Origin of the sequence: Luteimonas yindakuii, assembly GCF_004803715.2 — a bacterium.
Classification (GTDB): domain Bacteria; phylum Pseudomonadota; class Gammaproteobacteria; order Xanthomonadales; family Xanthomonadaceae; genus Luteimonas; species Luteimonas yindakuii.
Genome location: NZ_CP039383.2, coordinates 2485969 through 2504531, shown reverse-complemented (window position 1 = coordinate 2504531; position 18563 = coordinate 2485969). Strand labels below are relative to the sequence as shown.

Annotated in this window: 15 protein-coding genes and 1 tRNA gene; 2 read left to right on the top strand and 14 right to left on the bottom strand. The window is 71.0% G+C overall.

Annotated elements, in window-relative coordinates:
• Positions 1–4 precede the first annotated feature (4 nt).
• The 13 genes from hemN to ccoN form a co-directional block, all read right to left on the bottom strand.
• Positions 5–1411: an oxygen-independent coproporphyrinogen III oxidase gene (gene hemN / locus E5843_RS11625; protein WP_141066015.1), complete on the bottom strand. Its 1407-nt coding sequence runs from the start codon at positions 1409–1411 to the stop codon at positions 5–7.
• 44 nt (positions 1412–1455) lie between these two features.
• Positions 1456–1869, bottom strand: a complete 414-nt coding sequence (locus E5843_RS11620) for a group III truncated hemoglobin (RefSeq protein WP_136412711.1) — start codon at positions 1867–1869, stop codon at positions 1456–1458.
• Between the two features lie 95 nt (positions 1870–1964).
• Entirely contained in the window at positions 1965–2435 is a 471-nt protein-coding gene (gene azu, locus E5843_RS11615) for an azurin (protein ID WP_136412710.1), read from the bottom strand.
• Between the two features lie 127 nt (positions 2436–2562).
• Positions 2563–3291 carry a sulfite exporter TauE/SafE family protein gene (locus E5843_RS11610; protein WP_136412709.1) on the bottom strand — a complete coding sequence of 243 codons (729 nt, stop codon included), beginning with the start codon at positions 3289–3291 and terminating at the stop codon, positions 2563–2565.
• Positions 3281–3520 carry a cbb3-type cytochrome oxidase assembly protein CcoS gene (gene ccoS / locus E5843_RS11605; RefSeq protein WP_134674086.1) on the bottom strand — a complete coding sequence of 80 codons (240 nt, stop codon included), beginning with the start codon at positions 3518–3520 and terminating at the stop codon, positions 3281–3283. The genes E5843_RS11610 and ccoS overlap by 11 nt, the downstream gene beginning before the upstream one ends.
• A complete protein-coding gene (locus tag E5843_RS11600; RefSeq protein WP_136412708.1) occupies positions 3517–6015 on the bottom strand; it encodes a heavy metal translocating P-type ATPase in 2499 nt (832 codons plus the stop codon). The genes ccoS and E5843_RS11600 overlap by 4 nt, the downstream gene beginning before the upstream one ends.
• Positions 6012–6527, bottom strand: coding sequence for a FixH family protein (locus E5843_RS11595; protein ID WP_134674084.1), 516 nt, complete (start codon positions 6525–6527; stop codon positions 6012–6014). Before E5843_RS11595 ends, E5843_RS11600 begins: the two co-directional genes overlap by 4 nt.
• On the bottom strand, positions 6524–8074 hold the full coding sequence (locus E5843_RS11590; protein WP_136412707.1) for a 4Fe-4S dicluster domain-containing protein: 1551 nt from the start codon (positions 8072–8074) through the stop codon (positions 6524–6526). Before E5843_RS11590 ends, E5843_RS11595 begins: the two co-directional genes overlap by 4 nt.
• A 7-nt stretch (positions 8075–8081) precedes the next feature.
• Positions 8082–8378 (bottom strand): hypothetical protein, encoded by a 297-nt coding sequence (locus tag E5843_RS11585; RefSeq protein WP_134674082.1) that lies wholly within the window; start codon positions 8376–8378, stop codon positions 8082–8084.
• On the bottom strand, positions 8375–9310 hold the full coding sequence (ccoP, locus tag E5843_RS11580; RefSeq protein WP_134674081.1) for a cytochrome-c oxidase, cbb3-type subunit III: 936 nt from the start codon (positions 9308–9310) through the stop codon (positions 8375–8377). The genes E5843_RS11585 and ccoP overlap by 4 nt, the downstream gene beginning before the upstream one ends.
• Entirely contained in the window at positions 9307–9498 is a 192-nt protein-coding gene (locus E5843_RS11575) for a cbb3-type cytochrome oxidase subunit 3 (protein WP_134674080.1), read from the bottom strand. Before E5843_RS11575 ends, ccoP begins: the two co-directional genes overlap by 4 nt.
• Before the next feature lies 1 nt (position 9499).
• Positions 9500–10117, bottom strand: coding sequence for a cytochrome-c oxidase, cbb3-type subunit II (ccoO, locus tag E5843_RS11570; RefSeq protein WP_134674079.1), 618 nt, complete (start codon positions 10115–10117; stop codon positions 9500–9502).
• A 13-nt stretch (positions 10118–10130) separates the two neighbouring features.
• Complete coding sequence (gene ccoN / locus E5843_RS11565; protein WP_136412706.1) at positions 10131–11618, bottom strand: cytochrome-c oxidase, cbb3-type subunit I; 1488 nt, start codon at positions 11616–11618, stop codon at positions 10131–10133.
• A 175-nt stretch (positions 11619–11793) separates the two neighbouring features.
• Between ccoN and E5843_RS11560 the strand changes: the two genes are divergently transcribed.
• Both E5843_RS11560 and E5843_RS11555 read left to right on the top strand, forming a co-directional pair.
• Positions 11794–11869: transfer RNA gene (locus E5843_RS11560), tRNA-Lys, on the top strand.
• A 112-nt stretch (positions 11870–11981) separates the two neighbouring features.
• On the top strand, positions 11982–16349 hold the full coding sequence (locus tag E5843_RS11555; protein WP_141066014.1) for a DEAD/DEAH box helicase: 4368 nt from the start codon (positions 11982–11984) through the stop codon (positions 16347–16349).
• Between the two features lie 93 nt (positions 16350–16442).
• Here E5843_RS11555 and recQ read toward each other — a convergent pair whose 3' ends face one another.
• Positions 16443–18272, bottom strand: a complete 1830-nt coding sequence (gene recQ, locus E5843_RS11550) for a DNA helicase RecQ (RefSeq protein ID WP_141066013.1) — start codon at positions 18270–18272, stop codon at positions 16443–16445.
• Positions 18273–18563 lie beyond the last annotated feature (291 nt).

The following is an 18563-nucleotide window of genomic DNA, read 5'->3' as shown; positions in this document are numbered from 1 at the left end:
GTGCTCAGATGGCACGCGAGAACCGCGGACTGCCGCTGCCGGGATGGATGACTGGCTGGTGCAGGTATCGGTCGAAGCACATCGCGATGTTACGCAACAGCAGCCGGCCCTGCGAGGTGGCGCGGATCCAGCCGGGGCCGATCCGCACCAGGCCGTCGTCGACCAGCGGCTGCAGGCGTTCGAGTTCGGCGGCGAAATACTGGTCGAATTCGATGTCGTAGCGGCGTTCCAGCGCCCCGACGGGGATCGCGCCCTGGCACATCAGGGCCTGGATCAGGTCCGCGCGCAGCTGGTCGTCGTCGCTCAGGCGCATGCCGCGGAACACCGGCAGCCGGCCTTCGTCGAGCGCGATCTGCCAGCCCGGCAGGTCGCGCGGGTTCTGGCTGAAGGTGTCGCCGATATGGCTGATCGCACTCACGCCCAGCCCGACCAGGTCGGTGTCGGCATGGGTGGTGTAGCCCATGAAGTTGCGGTGCAGGCCGCCGCGCGCCTGCGCGGTGGCGAGGTCGTCGTCGGGCAGCGCGAAGTGGTCCATGCCGATGTAGACGTAGCCGGCGGCGGTGAGCGTGCTGATCGCCAGCTGCAGCAGCGCGAGGCGGGTGGCGGCGTCGGGCAGCTCGGCGGCGTCGATCTGCTTCTGCGGACGGAACAGCTCGGGCAGGTGCGCGTAGCCATACACCGCCAGGCGGTCGGGACGCGCCTGCACCACGGTGTCGAGGGTGCGGCCGAAGCCTTCCAGGGTCTGTCGCGGCAGGCCGTAGATGAGGTCGACGTTGACCGAGCGGAAGCCGTGTTGGCGACACGCCTCGATGATCGCCACGGTCTCTTCCACCGACTGGATGCGGTTCACCGCGGCCTGCACGTCGGGATCGAAATCCTGCACGCCGAGGCTGGCGCGGTTGAAGCCGGCGGCGGCCAGGTCGGCGATGTCGGCGGGGGCGACGAAACGTGGATCGAGCTCGATCGAGATGTCGCGCTCGGCGCTCGACGAGAACAGGAACTGGTGGCGCAGCGTGTCCAGCACCTCGGCCAGTTGCGCCGGTGACAGGAAGTTGGGCGTGCCGCCGCCGAAGTGCACCTGGATGACTTCGCGGTCGCGGTCGAACAGCGCGGCCATCGCCGCGATCTCGCGGTACAGGCGCACCAGGTAGTGTTCGCCGCGCGCGAGGTCGCGGGTGATGATGCGGTTGCAGCCGCAGTAGAAGCACGGGCTCATGCAGAACGGCACGTGCAGGTACAGCGACAGCCGGCGCGGCACCGGGTCGCCGTTGCTGGCCAGCACCGCTTCGCGCAGCTGCGCCTCGCCGAAGCCGGCGCCGAACTGCGGCGCGGTCGGATAGGAGGTGTAGCGCGGGCCGGGGCGGTCGTAGCGCCGCAGCAGGTCGATGTCGTGGGTGGGCGAATCAGGCATGCGGCCAGACTAGGCCGGCACCGGCGGCTTCGCCTTGACCCGAATCAATCGCGCTGCAGATGCGTGCAGGCGGTGCTGCGCCGCAATGGGCGGTCGGGATCCAGCCCGAGGCCGTAGCGCAGGCTGGTGGCGATGCGTTGCGCGCGGTCGTGCAGCAGCGCCGCGTGGTGCGGTGCGAGCACCTCGGCCGCGGTCTCGCGCCACAACGCGAGCCAGTGGGCGAAGTGCCCGGCGGTGATCGGGTGCGGGCGGTGCACGGCCATCGGATTGCCGCGGTAGCTGCCGCTGCCGAGGATGACCGAGCTCCAGAACTCGACCAGCGTGGCCTTGTGCGCGTCCCAGTCGTCGATGGCGGCATTGAACACCGGACCGATCCGGTCGTCCTCGCGCACCTTGTCGTAGAAACGGTCGACCAGCCGTGCGAGATCGTCGCGGCTGGGCAGGTCATCGGCGGTCATGGCGGCATGTGCTCCGGAAACGACAGCGGGCGGCGCCGGTCGTGCCGGTGCCGCCCGGGACACGCCCGGGCCGGAACCCGGCGGGCAGCGCAGGCCTACTGCGCCAGGGTCAGCTTGCCGCGCATGATCGCGGCGTGGCCGGGGAAGGTGCAGACGAAGGTGTAGTCCTCGCCCGCACGGAGCCGGTTGACCGGAATCTTGAACGAGGTGGTCTGGCCGCCGCCGACCAGCGAGCTGGCGGCGATCACCCGTGCATCGCCCGGCTTGACGTAGTTGTTCGCGGCGCCCGCGGCCATGCCGTCGGCATTGATGCCGGTGATGTCGGCGGTCTTGCCGACCACGATGTTGTGGCCCATCGCCACCACCGGCAGCTGGCCGGTGTGCTTGAGGGTGACGGTGAACTCCTTGCACGAGGCCGGCACGTTCAGCGCGCGGGTGGAGAACTGCATCGCATCGTTGCCTTCGACGGTGGCGCTGCAGCCCGAGGCCTGGGCCGGGGCGGACACCGCGAGTGCGGCGAAACCGAGCGCGCAGAGCAGGGCGGAGGCGGAGAGGTGGCGGATCATCGTGTGCTCCAGTGGGGCGTGGTGGTTCGATGGGCACAGTGTGGGCCGCACCCGCACGGGAGGAATTGATCCAGGTCAGGCGTGGGCCGGTTCCACCCTCGATGCGCCGGGAAAGGTCGGCGATGGTTCAGGAAAACCGCGGCGGTACGCAACCCAGTGCGACCAGAACGCCGTGCAGCGCCGGCACCTGCATCAGCCACGGCGCCGCGAGCGTCAGCAGGCCGGCCGCGAATACCAGCAGGCCGGCGCTCCTGCGCCAGCGCGGCTGCTGCAGCCAGCGGCCGATGCGTGCACCCGACCAGGTCAGCGGCACCATCAGCGGCAGCGTGCCCAGGCCGAACGCGAGCATGGTCAGTGCGCCATTGCGCGCATCCGCCTGCAGCCAGGCCGCGGCCAGCAGGGTGGTGCTGAGCCCGCAGGGCAACCAGCCCCACAGCACGCCGAGACCGATGCGCCTGGCGCTGGTATCGGCCGGCAGCAGGCGCTGCTGCAGTGGACGCAGCCACGTCCACAGGCCGCTGGCCGGACGCGACAGCCGTCCCAGCCGGCCGCGCGTGTCAAGCATGCGCAGCGCCACCACCACCAGCACCAGCCCGACGGCCGCGCGCAGGCCCCAGGCCAGCCAGTCCAGCCGCGCCACGCGCAGGATGCCGTGGCCGATGCCACCGGCGACCGCCCCTGCGATCACGTAGCCGCCAATGCGGCCGAGGTTCGGTTCCAGCGCCCGGCGCCAGCCGCCGCCGGGCGACATCGCCGAGAACCCGGTGGCGATGCCGCCGCACATCGCCGCGCAGTGGGCACCGCCCATCAGGCCGGCCAGCAGCGCGGCGCCGAGGGTCAGCCAGTCAATCGGCATCGTGGCCGGAGCGCGTGGACTGCGGCGCGTCCGCGTGCGGCGCGGTGTCGGCCGGCGCGCCTGCATCCGCGCGTGGCCCACGCGCCTGCGGCGGTTCGTCGACGAGGATGTCGATGGCGGGCGTGTCGAGGTCGTCGAACTGGCCGCGCCGCACCGCCCACACGAAGGCACCGACCGCGGCAAGCAACAGCAGCAGGCTGAGCGGGATCAGCAGCAGCAGGATGTTCATGCCGCGCCGCCGGTCCCGTGCGGCGTGTGCGCAGCCGATGCCGCGGCCACGCGTGGTCCCGCTGCATCCTGGGCGGTGGACTTCGCGCCTGCCTGCACCGGCATGCGTGCCAGCCGCAGCGCATTGCCGACCACCAGCAGCGATGACAGCGCCATGCCCAGCGCCGCCAGCCATGGCGTGACCCAGCCGGCCGCGGCCAGCGGCACCGCGATGACGTTGTAGCCCGCGGCCCAGGCAAGGTTCTGACGGATCACCTGCCGCGTGCGCCGGGCGATCGCGATCGCCTGCGGCACCCGCTGCAGGGTGCGCCCGGTCAGCACCAGGTCGGCCGACTGCTGGGCGAGCGGCGCACCCTCGGCCATCGCCAGCGACACATCGGCACCGGCCAGCACCGGCGCGTCGTTGACGCCATCGCCGACCATCGCCACCACCCGCGACTGCGCCTGCAGGGCGCGCGCATAACCGAGCTTGTCCTCCGGCCGCTGCCGCGCATGGGCGTGTTCGATCCCCAGCCGCGCAGCGAACGCGTGCACCGGGGCATCGGCATCGCCGCTGGACAGGTGCACGCGCAGGCCGAGCGCACGCAACTGCGCCACGGTGTCGGCGGCATCCCGGCGCGCGGCTTCCTCGATGCGGAAATGCGCGATCGCACGGGTGCCGTCGCCGAGCCGGATGCCTTCGTCATCCGCTTGACCTGCAGCGAAGCCGGCGTGGCCGAGCCGCCAGCGCACGCCGTCGACCGTGCCCTCGATGCCGGCGCCGGCATGCGCCTGCACGGCCATCGCCTGCGGCCCGTCGATGCCGGCAAACGCCTGCGCCAGCGGATGGCCACTGTCGCGTTCCAGGGCGGCGGCAATGGCCAGGGCGGTGTCGCGTTCGAAGCCGTCGAAGGTCTCGATCCCGGCCAGCACCGGCCGCCCGTCGCTGAGCGTGCCGGTCTTGTCGAACACGATGTCGGTGGCGGCCGCCAGGCGTTCCAGCGCGCGCTCGCCCAGCGCCAGCACGCCGATCCGCGCCAGCGCGCCATGCGCGGTGGCGAGTGCCGTGGGCACCGCCAGCGCCAGCGCGCAGGGGCAGCTGATCACCAGCAGGGCCAGCACCACTTCCAGCGCGCGCGACGGATCGTGGATGCGCCATCCGACGTAGACGCAGACCGCGGTGACCAACAGCGCGGCGACGAAGTGGTGGGCGATGCGTTCGCCGGCCAGCGCCAGCGGCGGCCGTTGCGCCTGCGCGGCCTCGACCAGAGCGGTCAGTTGCGACAGGCGGGTGGCGGTGCCGGTCTCGTCGACGCGCAGCCGCGCCGGGCGCTCGCGGCACAGGGTGCCGGCGTAGACGCGCTCACCGGCCTCGCGGGCGACCGCGGTCCATTCGCCGGTGAGCAGTGCTTCCTCGAAGCGCGACGGCTCGAGCAGGATGCCGTCGGCAGGCACCACGCCGCCCACCGCGACGCAGGCGATGTCGCCGCGTGCGAGTGCGGCCACCGGCACCGTCTCGCGGCTGCCGTCGTCGCGTTCGCGCTCGGCGAATGCCGGCCGCGCACGCGCCAGTGCATCGACCTGGGCGCTGGCGCGCGCCCGTGCGCGCTGCTCCAGCATCCGCGCCAGCAGCAACAGGAACACGAACATCACCGCGGCGTCGTACCAGACGTGGGTGCCGCCGCGCACGGTCTCGAACACGCTGGCGGCCCAGGCGAGCAGGGTGGAGCCTGCGATCAGCACGTCCATGCCGAGGCGACGCTGCGACAGCTCGCGCCAGGCGCCGGCGATGAACAGCCAGCCGGCGTAGAACACCACCGGCGTCGACAGCAGGAACGTCAGCCAGCGGAAGAAGTCGCGGGTGACCGGCAGCATGCTGGCGTGGATGTCGAGGTACAGCGCCTCGGCCATCATCATTGCCTGCATCGCGCCGAGCCCGGCGATGCCGATGCGCAGCAGGTCGCGGTTGCGCTGGCGCCGGCGTTCGCGCTCGCGTGCCTCGCCGGTGGCGAGGTAGGGCCGGTAGCCGAGCGCGGCCAGCCGCGCCAGTGGCGTCGACAGCGTGGTGCGCGCGGGGTCCCAGCTCAGGCGGATGCGGCCGGTGACCGCGTTTGCGCCGCTGTCGATGATGCCGGGCTCGCGCGCCAGCACGCGGTCGATCAGCCACGCGCAGGCCGCGCAGCGCATGCCGTCGGTGAGCAGGGTGATCTCGCGTCCACGGGGCACCGCGCGTGCGTGCTCGGCCAGCACCTCCTCGCGGTCCCACAGCGACAGGTCGCCGCCATCGGGATCGATGCGGGTGGCCGGCGCCGTGCGCAGCCGGTAGTAGTCGCCGAGGCGGGCTTCGCCGATCCAGCGCGCGGCAGCGGCACATCCCTCGCAGCAGAATTCGTGTGCCTGTCCATCGATGGCCAGTCGTGCCGGCTGTGCGGGCAGCGGCTCGCTGCAGTGGTGGCAGGTGCCGTCGGCGGCCCGCGCGGCCCCGGACTCGGGGCTGCCGGACAGGGTCGCGCTCATGGCGCGTCCGGGGCGTCCTGCAGCGCCGGGTGCAGGTGGGCGGCAAACTGCCCGCCCACCAGGCGGCCCTGCAGGCGCCAGCCGGCATCCGCCGGGGCCAGTCGCAGGTTCCAGTCGTGGGCGATGTCGACCTCGGCCTCGGTGCGCCAGCCGGTCTCGCTCGGGGCAAGCTCGAGGCTGATGTCCTGCGCCGCGCGTGCCGGGTGCACCAGGGTCAGCGACAGGGGCTCGCCACGCTGGTAGCGGCCGGTGACGGGCAGCACCTCCACCAGGCCCTGTTCGACGTCGACCCGCATCACCGCGCTCAGGCGTTCGCGCTGGGCCACGGCATCCGGACCGAGGTCGGCGGTCTGGATCTGCGCGGTGCGGCGCACGTTCTCGGTGACCGAATCGGAGCCGCCGCTGCGCACGGCGATCACCACCAGGCCGACGCCGGCGATGATGGCCACTGCCGGCAGGATGAAGACCAGCATCAGCACGGGGTTGCGCCAGAAGGCGGTCTTGTCGGTCATTGCGTCGGTCCAAAGAAACTGCTGTCCACCACGGCGTGGGTCTCGCCCTCCACCGCCTCCACCACGAAGCGCAGGTCATGGCGCCCGCCCGTGCCCGCCGGTGCGGTCACCGTGAGCGGCAGCGACAGCACCTGCTGCGGCTGCAGCGTCACCGCCGTGCCGTCGCCGTGCAGCCGCATGCCGTCGACGTCGCCATCGAGCTGCACACGATAGGCCGCCTGCGCATTGGACTTGTTCACGAGCTTGAGCACGTAGCCGTTCTCGATGCCGGCGGCGGTCTCGCGGTAGAGCGCATTGCGGTCGCGCAGCACCTCGGCGATCAGCGGGCTGCGCGTGCCCACGCCCCAGGCCCAGGCGGCCATCACCGCAAGCAGGATTGCGCCGTACACCAGCACGCGGGGGCGCAGCACCCGGGTCGGCTTGCCGTCGATGGCGTTCTGGGTGGAGTGGCGGATCAACCCGTGCGGATAGCCCATCCTGTCCATCACGCTGTTGCAGGCGTCGATGCAGGCGCCGCAGGCGATGCACTCGTACTGCAGGCCGTTGCGGATGTCGATCCCGGTGGGGCACACCTGCACGCACATGGTGCAGTCGATGCAGTCGCCCAATTCCTCGAACTGGAACTTCGGCAGCGGCTGCACCTCGCCGAGGTCGCCGTCCCAGGTGATGGTGCCGCGCGCCTGTGCGCTCGCCGTGGCCGCCGACGGATGCTTGCTGGCACGGAACACGTAGTCGTAGGCGGTGAGGTTGTCGAGCAGGCCACGCGCGCGCTCGAGCACGCTGGGCAGGCCACGCTTGCGCGGGCCGCGCGGCTCGCCGCGCATCGGGTCGTAGGCGATGATCAGCGTGTTGCGGTCGAACATCGCGCCCTGGAAGCGTGCATACGGGCACATGTACTTGCACACCTGCTCGCGCAGGAAGCCCGCGTTGCCCCAGGTGGCCAGCGCGTAGAACAGCACCCAGAAAATCTCCCAGCCGCCCCAGGCGAACGGCACCGCGCGCGCGGCGAGGTCGCTGATCGGGGTGAAGAAGCCGACGAAGGTGAAGCCCGTCCACAGCGCGAACACCAGCCACAGCGTGTGCTTGGCGCCCTTGCGCGCGAGCTTGCCCGCGGTCCACGGCGCGGCGTCGAGCTTGATCCGCCTGGCGCGGTCGCCCTCGGTCCAGCGCTCCATCCACAGGAAGACCTCGGTCCACACCGTTTGCGGGCAGGCGTAGCCGCACCACAGCCGTCCGGCCAGCGCGGTGAAGAAGAACAGCGCCAGCGCCGCCATGATCAGCAGCAGCGCCAGGAACACGAAGTCCTGCGGCCAGAAGGTCAGGCCGAAGACGTGGAACTGCCGTGCCGGCAGGTCGAACAGCACCGCCTGGCGGCCGTCCCAGCGCAACCACGGGAACAGGTAGAACATCCCCAGCAGCCAGACCACCGCGACCTTGCGCATCCGGTCCAGCGGTCCGGAAACTTCGCGCGGATAGATCTTGCGTTCGCTGACATACAGACTGCCCGCGTCGTCATCGAGCATCTTCAGGGGAATACGGCTGGACATCTCTTGCTCAATCGTCCCGCGGCAGGGCGCGGTTGAAGCGGCTGGCGGGGCGCAGCAGCCACCAGGTGAACAGGCTCGACGCGGCCGTGGCCGCCCAGAACGCGAAAAACCCGGCCGTGTAGCCGAGTCCGCGGGTCAGAGCCAGTCCGGGGAAGGTCATGTCGCGCAGCGCGAGCGGATCGACATGGGCGAAGAACACCATGGTCGCCACTCCCGCGGCGAAGAAGCTCGGCCAGAGGATGGCGCCGAGCTTCTGCGCCAGCGGGCGCGGTGGATGGTCGAAGACGGGGGGCGCCCCGGTCACTGCGCGCCTGCCGATGCGGCCGCCGTGGCGGGCGGATTCGACAGCGACCACACGTATGCCGCCACCAGCCGCGCACGCGTTTCGCCGAGCAGGTCGCGGTGCGCCGGCATGACGCCATGGCGACCGTTGGCGATGCTCTCGTGCACGGCCTGCGGGCTGCCGCCGTACAGCCAGTTGTCGTCGGTCAGGTCGGGCGCGCCGAGCGCGGCGTTGCCGGTGCCGTCGACGCCATGGCAGGCCACGCACACGCCGTCGTAGAGCTGCTTGCCGCGTGCGGCGAAGTAGTCGTTGCGGTTGGCCGGCCGCGACAGCGAGCGGGTGTACGCCACGATCGCGGTCATCGCGGTGTCGCCGCCCATGCCCGTCAGCACCTGGCCCCAGGGCGGCATCACGCCTTCGCGGCCATCGAGGATCGTCGCCAGGATCTGCTCGGGCTCGCCACCCCATTGCCAGGACCCGTCGGCGAGGTCCGGGTAGCCGACCGCACCGCGGCCGGTGGAGCCGTGGCAGGTCGCGCAGGTGTTGGTGAACACCGAACGCCCGATCGCCAGCGCCGCGGGATCGGCGGCGAGCTCGGGCAGAGCGCGCCCGGCGTACATCGCGAACGTCTCCTCGATGCGGGTGGCGTTGCGCGCCAGCTGCTCGTCGTGCTCGCCCTGCGAACTCCAGCCGCTGTAGCCAGGGAACGTGCCCCAGCCGCCGTACCAGAACAGGTAGCCGATGCTGAAGACGATGGTGAGGTAGAACATGTTGATCCACCACCGCGGCAACGGCTTGTTGTACTCGGTGATGTCGCCGTCCCAGACGTGGCTGGTGTCGGTCGGCGCCGGGTCGCCGGGACGGCGGCGCGCGGTCCACCACAACAGCCAGGCACACCCGGCGATGTTGAGCGCGACCAGGACGATCACGTACCACGACCATCCATTGCTCATCGTTTCGTCTCCCCGTCTTCGTTGCTGGCCTGCGCGTCCGCACCGTCGTCGGCGCCAGGTGTCGTGTCATCGGCCAGCGGCAGGCGCGCGGCCTCGTCGAAATCACGCTTGCGCCGCGGGCTCCAGGCCCAGATCCAGCCACCCACGAACAGCAGCAGCAGGATCACGGTCACGATGCCGGACACCATCTCAGCGCCCCTTCGGTGCGTGGCGGCCGAGGCCCTGCAGGTAGGCGACCACGGCGTCGAGTTCGGTGCGGCCACGCACGTCTTCGGCCGCGGCGGCGATCTGCTCGTCGCTATAGGGGTCGCCCAGGGTCTGCAGCGCGCGCATGCGGCGGGTCACGTCGCCGGCGCTGACCAGGCGGTCCTCGAGCCACGGATAGCCCGGCATGTTGGACTCGGGCACCACGTCGCGCGGGTTGATCAGGTGCACGCGGTGCCAGTCGTCGGAGTAACGGCCGCCGACGCGGGCGAGGTCCGGCCCGGTGCGCTTGGAGCCCCACTGGAACGGGCGGTCGTAGACCGACTCGCCGGCCAGCGAATAGTGGCCGTAGCGCTCGGTCTCGAAGCGCAGCGTGCGCACCATCTGCGAGTGGCAGTTGTAGCAGCCCTCGCGGACGTAGACGTCGCGCCCGGCCAGCTCCAGCGCCGGATAGGGTTCCACGCCGGGCAGCGGCTCCACGGCCTCGGCCTGGTACATCAGCGGCACGATCTCGGCGAGGCCGCCGAACGACACCACCACCGCGATCAGGACCGCCATCAGGCCGACGTTCTTCTCGATCTTTTCGTGCGGGTTGTTGCTCATCGGTCGCTCCGGATCAGGCGGGGTCGGCGGCGGGCGCCAGCACGGGGTTGCGCACCGGGCCGTTGCCCGCGGCCATGGCGAACGTCTTCCAGACGTTGGCGGCCATCAGCACCATCCCCGCGACCACCAGCACGCCGCCGAGCAGGCGCACGAAGTAGTACGGATAGGTCACGTTGAGCGACTCGACGAAGCTGTAGGTCAGCATCCCGTCGTCATTGGTCGCCCGCCACATCAGGCCCTGCATCACGCCGGCGATCCACATCGCGACGATGTAGAGCACCACGCCGAGGGTGTGGACCCAGAAATGCAGGTCCATCCAGCGCACCGAGTACATGTTCGCCAGCCCGAGCACGCGCGGCAGCATCGAGTAGATGGCGCCGATCGAGATCATCGCCACCCAGCCGAGCGCACCGGCGTGCACGTGGCCGACCGTCCAGTCGGTGTAGTGCGACAGCGAGTTGACCGTCTTGATCGACATCATCGGGCCCTCGAAGGTCGCGATCATGTAGAAGCTGATCGCCACGATGAGGAACTTCAGCACCGGGTCGGTACGCAGTTTGTGCCACACACCCGACAGGGTCATGATCCCGTTGATCGCGCCGCCCCAGCTGGGCGCCAGCAGGATCAGCGAGAAAACCATGCCCACCGACTGCACCCAGTCGGGCAGTGCGGTGTAGTGCAGGTGGTGCGGGCCGGCCCACATGTAGACCGCGATCAGCGCCCAGAAATGCACGATCGACAGCCGGTAGGAGTAGATCGGGCGCCCCGCCTGCTTGGGCACGTAGTAGTACATCATCCCCAGGAAGCCGGCGGTCAGGAAGAAGCCGACCGCGTTGTGCCCGTACCACCACTGCACCATCGCATCGACCGCGCCGGAGTAGACCGGGTACGACTTGGCCAGGCCGACCGGGATGGAGATGTTGTTGACGATGTGAAGCAGCGCCACGGCGATGATGAAGGCGCCGTAGAACCAGTTGGCGACGTAGATATGCTTGATCCGGCGCTTGGCGATCGTGCCGAAGAACAGCACCGCGTACGACACCCACACCGCGGTGATCAGGATGTCGATCGGCCATTCCAGCTCGGCGTATTCCTTGCCCTGGGTCATGCCCAGCGGCAGGGTGACCACGGCGGCGACGATCACCGCCTGCCAGCCCCAGAACACGAACGCGGCGAGCCGGTCGGAGATCAGCCGCACGTGGCAGGTGCGCTGCACCACGTGCAGGCTGGTCGCCATCAGCGCGCTGCCGCCGAAGGCGAAGATCACCGCGTTGGTGTGCAGCGGTCGCAGCCGGCCGTAGCTCAGCCAGGAAATGCCGTCGGTCATCGTCGGCCAGTACAGCTGGGCGGCGATGATCACGCCCACCAGCATGCCGACGACGCCCCAGACCACCGTGGCGACGGCGAACTGGAGGACGACGCGATCGTTGTAGTACTCGTCCCGCACGGCCGAAGCCGCCGCCGTGCCGGCACTGTCCGGCTCGAAGCGTGTGGAATCCATGCATATCTCCTGGTTCGTGCGAATTGTCCCCGGCGAAGCGGATCCGCGGGTTGATCCAGATCAATCAGGTGGGCTTTGTAGCATGCGATAACGCCTCGCCGCCCCGGGATGGCCGGCGCACGCGGCGCATGGCACAATCCGCGTCTTGCCGCGTGCCCACGAGGGCCGCGCGTCCGGGTCGTTAGCTCAGTCGGTAGAGCATCGGACTTTTAATCCGCTGGTCGATGGTTCGAATCCATCACGACCCACCACCGTCCGGGCACCCCGGTTGCAGCGCGCATGCGGCGGGCGCAGATTGGCGGCACAGCCGCCCACGGGCGGATCATCACGACGCGCCACGCTCGCGCCGACGCCAGCAGGCCCATGCCCCTCGAACCCTTCCATCCCGCCGTCGCGCAGTGGTTCCGCAGCGCGTTCCCGTGCCCGACGCCGGCGCAGGTGGGGGCGTGGCCGGCGATCCGCGCGGCCCGCGACGTCCTGGTGTCGGCGCCGACCGGTTCGGGCAAGACGCTGACCGCGTTCCTGACCGCGATCGACATGCTGGTGCGCGAGGGCCTGGCCTCGCCCGGCGGCCTGCCCGACGAAACCGTGGTGGTCTACGTGTCGCCGTTGAAGGCGCTGTCCAACGACGTGCAGCTCAACCTGGAGGTGCCGCTGGCCGGTGTCCGCCAGCAACTCGCGGACCTCGGCCTTGGCGACGTGCCGATCCGCGCCGCGGTGCGCACCGGCGACACCCCGCAGGCGGAGCGCGCGCGGATGCGCCGTCGTCCGCCGCAGATCCTGGTGACCACGCCGGAGTCGCTGTACGTGATGCTGGGTTCGGCTTCCGGGCGCGACATCCTGCGGACCGCGCGCAAGGTGATCGTCGACGAGATCCACGCCGTCGCCGGCGACAAGCGCGGCAGCCACCTTGCGCTCAGCCTGGAGCGGCTGGATGCACTCGCCGGACGCCGGCTGGTGCGCGTCGGCCTGTCGGCGACGCAGAAGCCGATCGACACCGTGGCGCGCTTCCTTGTCGGCGGGGTCGCCGACGATGCGACGCCCGATTGCGTGATCGTCGACGTCGGCAGCGACCGCCCGCGCGACCTCGCCCTCGAACTGCCGCCGACACCGCTGTCGGCGGTGCTTTCGGGCGACCAGGCGCAGCAGGTCTACCGGCGCATCGCGCAGCTGGCGCAGACCCATCGCACCACGCTGGTGTTCGTCAACACGCGACGGATGGCCGAGCGTGCCGCGCGCCACCTGGGTGAGCTCCTCGGGCGCGAGCATGTCGCCGCCCACCACGGCAGCCTCGCCCGCGAGGCACGGCTGGACGCGGAGCAGCGCCTCAAGCGCGGCGAACTGCAGGTGCTGGTGGCGACTGCTTCGCTGGAACTCGGCATCGACATCGGCGACGTCGACCTCGTCTGCCAGATCGGCTCGCCGCGTTCGATCTCCGCCTTCCTGCAACGCGCCGGCCGCTCGCGCCACCATGTCGGCGGAGTGCCGAAGGCGCGCCTGTTCCCCACCAGCCGCGACGAACTGGTGGAGTGCGCGGCACTGCTGGACTGCGTGCGCCGCGGCGAGCTCGACGTGCTGCGCATCCCGCAGGCCGCGCTCGACGTGCTGGCGCAGCAGATCGTCGCCGAGACCGCCGCGCAGGACTGGGATGAGGACGCGCTGTTCGAGCTCGTCCGCCGCGCCTGGCCGTACCGCGCGCTTGCACGCGACGATTTCGATGCGGTGGTGCGCATGCTGGCCGACGGCTACGTCGGTCGCCACGGCCCGCGTGCGGCATGGGTGCACCGTGACGCCGTGCATCGGCGCCTGCGGCCGCGCAAGGGCGCGCGGCTGGTGGCGACGATGTCCGGTGGCACCATCCCGGAAACCGGCGACTACGCAGTGATGCTCGAGCCCGACGGCCACGGGATCGGCAGCGTCAACGAGGATTTCGCGGTCGAGAGCCTGGCCGGCGACGTGTTCCAGCTCGGCAACGCCAGTTACCGGATCCTGCGCGTGGAGGCCGGACGGCTGCGGGTGGAGGACGCGCACGGGCTGCCGCCGACGATCCCGTTCTGGCTGGGCGAGGCACCCGGCCGCACCGATGCACTGTCGCTGGGCGTGTCGCGCCTGCGTGCCGCGGTGGCGGAGCGGCTGGATGCGCCACCGGCCACCGAACCCGACAACCTGCACGCCGACGCGCGCGACTGGCTGCAACAGGCGATCGGCCTGTCGCCGGAAGCCGCGCGGCAGATCGTCGACTACCTCGGTGCTGCGCGGATTGCGCTTGGCGTGCTGCCGACGCAGCAGTGCGTGGTGCTGGAGCGTTTCTTCGACGCCAGCGGCGGCACCCAGCTGGTCATCCATGCGCCGTTCGGCAGCCGCATCAATCGCGCCTGGGGCCTGGCGCTGCGCAAGCGCTTCTGCCGCACCTTCAATTTCGAGCTGCAGGCCGCGGCCACCGAGGACGCCATCGTGCTGTCGCTGTCGACCAGCCACAGCTTCCCGCTGGCGGACGTGTCGCGCTTCCTGCACTCGGCCAGCGCGCTCGACGTGCTGGTGCAGGCGCTGCTGGATGCGCCGTTGTTCGGTGTGCGCTGGCGCTGGAACGCGAGCACCGCGCTGGCGTTGCCGCGCTTCAGTGGTGGCCGGAAAGTCGCCCCGCAGCTGCAGCGGATGCGGGCCGAGGACCTGCTGGCGGCGGTGTTCCCGGACCAGGTCGCGTGCCTGGAGAACATCGTCGGCGAGCGCGAGATCCCGGACCATCCGCTGGTCGCGCAGACCCTGCGCGACTGCCTGCAGGAGGCGATGGATGCGCCCGGCTGGCTCGACGTGCTGCGCGCGATCGAGGCCGGCGACATCGAGGTCGTCGCGCGCGACCTGACCGCGCCATCGCCACTGGCCGCCGAGCCCTGCAACGCACGGCCGTATGCCTTCCTCGACGATGCGCCGCTGGAGGAACGCCGTACCCAGGCGATGCAGCACCGTCGCTATGCCGATCCTGCCAGTGCCGATGATCTTGGTCGGCTCGATCCTGCCGCGATCGCGCGCGTACGTGACGAGGCCTGGCCGGAAGCGACCACCCCCGACGAGCTGCACGATGCGCTGATGCTGCTGGGGGCGCTGGACGAAGCCGAACTGCAACGGGAGCCGGGTTGGCCCGCGCTGCTCGAGCCGCTGCAGGCCAGCGGCCGCGCGACACGCATGGTGCTGGACGGTGGCACGCTGCATGTCGCCACCGAGCGCCTGCCACTGCTGCGCGCGCTGCATCCCCAGGCCGGCATTGCCCCGGCCGTGGCGGTGCCGGCGGAGTTCAGCCGCGACTGGGACGCCGACGCCGCGGTGGTCGAACTGGTGCGTGCGCGGCTCGGCGCGCTCGGCCCGGTTGAGGTGAGGGAGCTTGCGCGACCGTTGGGACTGCAGGTCGCAGCGGTCGAGCGTGCATTGATGGCGCTGGAGCACGAAGGCACCGCAATGCGTGGCCATTTCAGTGGCGGCGCCGGCGAGGAATGGTGCGAACGCGGCCTGTTGGCGCGCATCCACCGCGAAACGCTGGGCCGGCTGCGGCGCGAGATCGAGCCGGTCGCGGTTGCCGACTACGTGCGCTTCCTGTGCGACTGGCAGCGTGTGACCGTGGCCACGCGCGGCGGTGGCGCGGAGGCCCTGGCCGGGGTGCTGTCGCAGCTCGAAGGCTTCGAGGCGCCGGCTTCGGCATGGGAAACCGAGCTGCTGGCATTGCGGGTGCGCGATTACGCGATCACCTGGCTCGACGAGCTGTGCACCGCCGGCCGTATCACGTGGCTGCGCCTGCGGCCGCGGGCCACTGACGGAGTGGCTGGCCGGGGAGGCAACCTGCGTGGCACGCCGGTGGCATTGCTGCCGCGGCGCGAGGCGGCGCGCTGGACGCGCTTGGCGCCCGCGCCGCCGGAAACGGATGCGTTGTCGTCGCGTGCGCGTCGGCTGCATGAAGTACTGCAGCGCCAGGGCGCGTCGTTCTTCGACGAGCTGCAGGACGATGCGCGCCTGCTGCGCACCGAGCTGGAAGATGCGTTGTCGGAACTGGTTGCGGCCGGCCTGGCGCACTGCGACAGCTTCGCCGGCCTGCGCGCATTGCTGGTGCCGCCATCGAAGCGCCCGGCCGCCGGTCGGCGTGGACGTCGCGTGCCGCTGTCGGGCATCGCCGATGCGGGCCGCTGGAGTCCGGCCCGGCGCAGCGACGCGGCGGCCGACGCCGACGACCTCGAATACGTCGCCCGCGTACTGCTGCGTCGCTACGGGGTGGTCGGCTGGCGCATGTTGCAGCGCGAGCCGGACTGGTTGCCGCCCTGGCGCGAGCTGGTGCGCGTCTATCGAAGGCTGGAAGCGCGCGGAGAGATCCGCGGCGGGCGCTTCGTGGCCGGGATTGCCGGCGAGCAGTACGCGCTGCCGGAGGCGATCGGCGCGCTGCGCGCGGTCCGCAACCGCCCGCCGACCGGCGAACTGGTCTGCGTGTCCGCACACGATCCGCTCAACCTCGCCGGCACCGTGCTGCCGGGCGAACGTCTGCCGCGCCAGCCCGGTGCGCGGCTGGTGCTGCGCGACGGGCACGTGGTGGCGACGCGTGTCGGGGACGGCATCGACGTGGATCCATCGCTTACGCCGGAAGATGCGACCGCAGCGCGCGCTGCGTTGCTGCGCGAAGTCGTGCCGAGGCGGGTGCCGCTGGATTCCGGCGTGCCGGTGGGGGTGGCGGTGGGCGACGGGCAGCGATGACGTCGGGTGTCGGCGCCGGGAACTGAAGCCCGGAACCGAAGTGTCGCCCTGCCGGAGCGGCCTTGCCGCTGCCGCTCCACCGGGCGACCGGCCTCAATCGTGCTCGAACACCACGTCCAGCACCGCTTCGCCGTACCGCTCGAGCTTGCCGGCGCCGATGCCACCGATGCCGCCCAATGCAGGCAGGCTTTTCGGGCGCTGCGCCGCGATCTCGCGCAGGGTGGCGTCGTGGAAGATCACGTAGGCCGGGACGTTCTGCTCGCGCGCCAGACGCCCGCGCATCGCGCGCAGTGCTTCGAACAGCGGCTGGTCGGGTGCCGGCACCGCCGCCGCCGCGCTGGTCGCACGTGCACCTCCGCCGCCAGCTCGCGCCGGCGGCAGCTTGCGCAGGCGCACCGCCTGCTCGCCACGCAGCACCGCGCGGCTGGGCCCGGTGAGGCGCAACGCGCCGTGACCCTGTGCGTCCACTTCCAGCAGCCCATGCGCGACCAACTGGCGGAACACGCCGCGCCAGGCACGCGCGTCGAGTTCGCTGCCGACGCCATAGGTGCTCAGGCGCTCATGGCCGAACTGCCGCACCTTCTCGGTGTCGGCGCCGCGCAGGATGTCGATCACGTGTGCCGCACCGAAACGCTGCCCGCTGCGGAACACCGCGCTCAGCGCCTTCTGCGCGGCGACCGTGGCATCCCAGCTTTCCGGCGGCTGCAGGCAGTTGTCACAGTTGCCGCAGTCGTGGTCGCCGTCGCCGCTGGCAGCCGCGGGCAGGTAACGTTCGCCGAAGCTCGCCAGCAGCACCCGGCGGCGGCAGGCCATGGTTTCCGCATAACCCACCAGCTGGTCGAGCTTGCGGTGTTCCAGCCGCTTGCGCTCCTCGCCGGATTCCGACTGCTCGATCATCTGCCGCAGCAGCACCAGGTCGCCGAGGCCGTAGCACATCCACGCATCGGCGGCCTCGCCGTCGCGGCCGGCGCGGCCGGTCTCCTGGTAATAGCCCTCGATCGACTTCGGCAGGTCGGTATGGGCGACGAAGCGCACGTCGGGCTTGTCGATGCCCATGCCGAACGCGATCGTCGCCACCATCACCACGCCGTCCTCGCGCAGGAAGCGGCGCTGGTGGGTGGCGCGCAGGCGTGCATCGAGACCGGCGTGGTAGGGCAATGCATCGACGCCGTGGGCGACCAGCCATTCGGCGGTGTCCTCCACCTTGCGCCGCGACATGCAGTACACGATGCCGGCGCTGCCGCGGTGCGCCTGCAGGAAGTCCAGCAGCTGGCGCCGGGCGTCGTCCTTCTGCACCACGTGGTAGCGGATATTGGGACGGTCGAACGAGCTGACGAAACGGCGCGCGTCCTCCAGTTGCAGCCGCTCGGCGATCTCGCGCTGGGTCGGCGGATCGGCGGTGGCGGTCAGCGCGATGCGCGGCACTTCCGGCCAGCGCTCGTGGAGGATGGTCAGCTCGCGGTATTCGGGGCGGAAGTCGTGCCCCCACTGCGACACGCAGTGCGCCTCGTCGATCGCGAACAACGCGATCGCGGCGCGGTCGAGCAGTGAGAGGAAGCGCCCGGTCAGCAGGCGCTCGGGTGCGACGTACAGCAGGTCCAGGCTGCCTTCGCGCAGCTGCTGCTCCACCGCCTGCGCTTCGGCGGCGTCCAGGGTGGAGTTGAGGTAGGCGGCGCGCACGCCGAGCTGGCGCAGCGCCTCCACCTGGTCCTGCATCAGCGCGATCAGCGGCGAGACGACGATGGCGCAGCCGTCGCGCAGCAGCGCCGGCACCTGGTAGCACAGCGACTTGCCGCCGCCGGTGGGCATGAGCACCAGGGCATCGTTGCCGGAGGCGACATGGTCGACGATCGCCGCCTGTTCGCCGCGGAAGGCGGCATGGCCGAAGACGTTCTGCAGTACTGCGGGGGCGGTGCGTGACATCGGCACAGGATACCGCGCGGTTGTCGCAGGCTGCGGTGCCATGCGCGGTGTGGCCGGGATCGCGGCGGTGACTGGGGGATAGCCGCGGATACGATCAACAGCGTACGCACACCCCATCTCTGGGCGGACGTGGGCAGCCCGCCACGGCCACAGGGGAATGCCCAGCCGGATATCTCCGCGTCCTGCTACCACATCCGGCCGCCGGCCATCCATGGCCGGCTCTGGGCATCCCCTGCGTCCGCGGCGGGCTACGACCTGTCGTCGCGTCGGCGCGAGGATCAGCGAGCGGAC

What these genes read in the sequence shown, in the direction of transcription:
- hemN (WP_141066015.1), bottom strand. Translation starts at nt 1,411, where the DNA reads ATGCCTGATTCGCCCACCCACGACATCGACCTGCTGCGGCGCTACGAC.
- E5843_RS11620 (WP_136412711.1), bottom strand. Translation starts at nt 1,869, where the DNA reads ATGACCGCCGATGACCTGCCCAGCCGCGACGATCTCGCACGGCTGGTC.
- azu (WP_136412710.1), bottom strand. Translation starts at nt 2,435, where the DNA reads ATGATCCGCCACCTCTCCGCCTCCGCCCTGCTCTGCGCGCTCGGTTTC.
- E5843_RS11610 (WP_136412709.1), bottom strand. Translation starts at nt 3,291, where the DNA reads ATGCCGATTGACTGGCTGACCCTCGGCGCCGCGCTGCTGGCCGGCCTG.
- ccoS (WP_134674086.1), bottom strand. Translation starts at nt 3,520, where the DNA reads ATGAACATCCTGCTGCTGCTGATCCCGCTCAGCCTGCTGCTGTTGCTT.
- E5843_RS11600 (WP_136412708.1), bottom strand. Translation starts at nt 6,015, where the DNA reads ATGAGCGCGACCCTGTCCGGCAGCCCCGAGTCCGGGGCCGCGCGGGCC.
- E5843_RS11595 (WP_134674084.1), bottom strand. Translation starts at nt 6,527, where the DNA reads ATGACCGACAAGACCGCCTTCTGGCGCAACCCCGTGCTGATGCTGGTC.
- E5843_RS11590 (WP_136412707.1), bottom strand. Translation starts at nt 8,074, where the DNA reads ATGTCCAGCCGTATTCCCCTGAAGATGCTCGATGACGACGCGGGCAGT.
- ccoP (WP_134674081.1), bottom strand. Translation starts at nt 9,310, where the DNA reads ATGAGCAATGGATGGTCGTGGTACGTGATCGTCCTGGTCGCGCTCAAC.
- E5843_RS11575 (WP_134674080.1), bottom strand. Translation starts at nt 9,498, where the DNA reads ATGGTGTCCGGCATCGTGACCGTGATCCTGCTGCTGCTGTTCGTGGGT.
- ccoO (WP_134674079.1), bottom strand. Translation starts at nt 10,117, where the DNA reads ATGAGCAACAACCCGCACGAAAAGATCGAGAAGAACGTCGGCCTGATG.
- ccoN (WP_136412706.1), bottom strand. Translation starts at nt 11,618, where the DNA reads ATGGATTCCACACGCTTCGAGCCGGACAGTGCCGGCACGGCGGCGGCT.
- E5843_RS11555 (WP_141066014.1), top strand. Translation starts at nt 11,982, where the DNA reads ATGCCCCTCGAACCCTTCCATCCCGCCGTCGCGCAGTGGTTCCGCAGC.
- recQ (WP_141066013.1), bottom strand. Translation starts at nt 18,272, where the DNA reads ATGTCACGCACCGCCCCCGCAGTACTGCAGAACGTCTTCGGCCATGCC.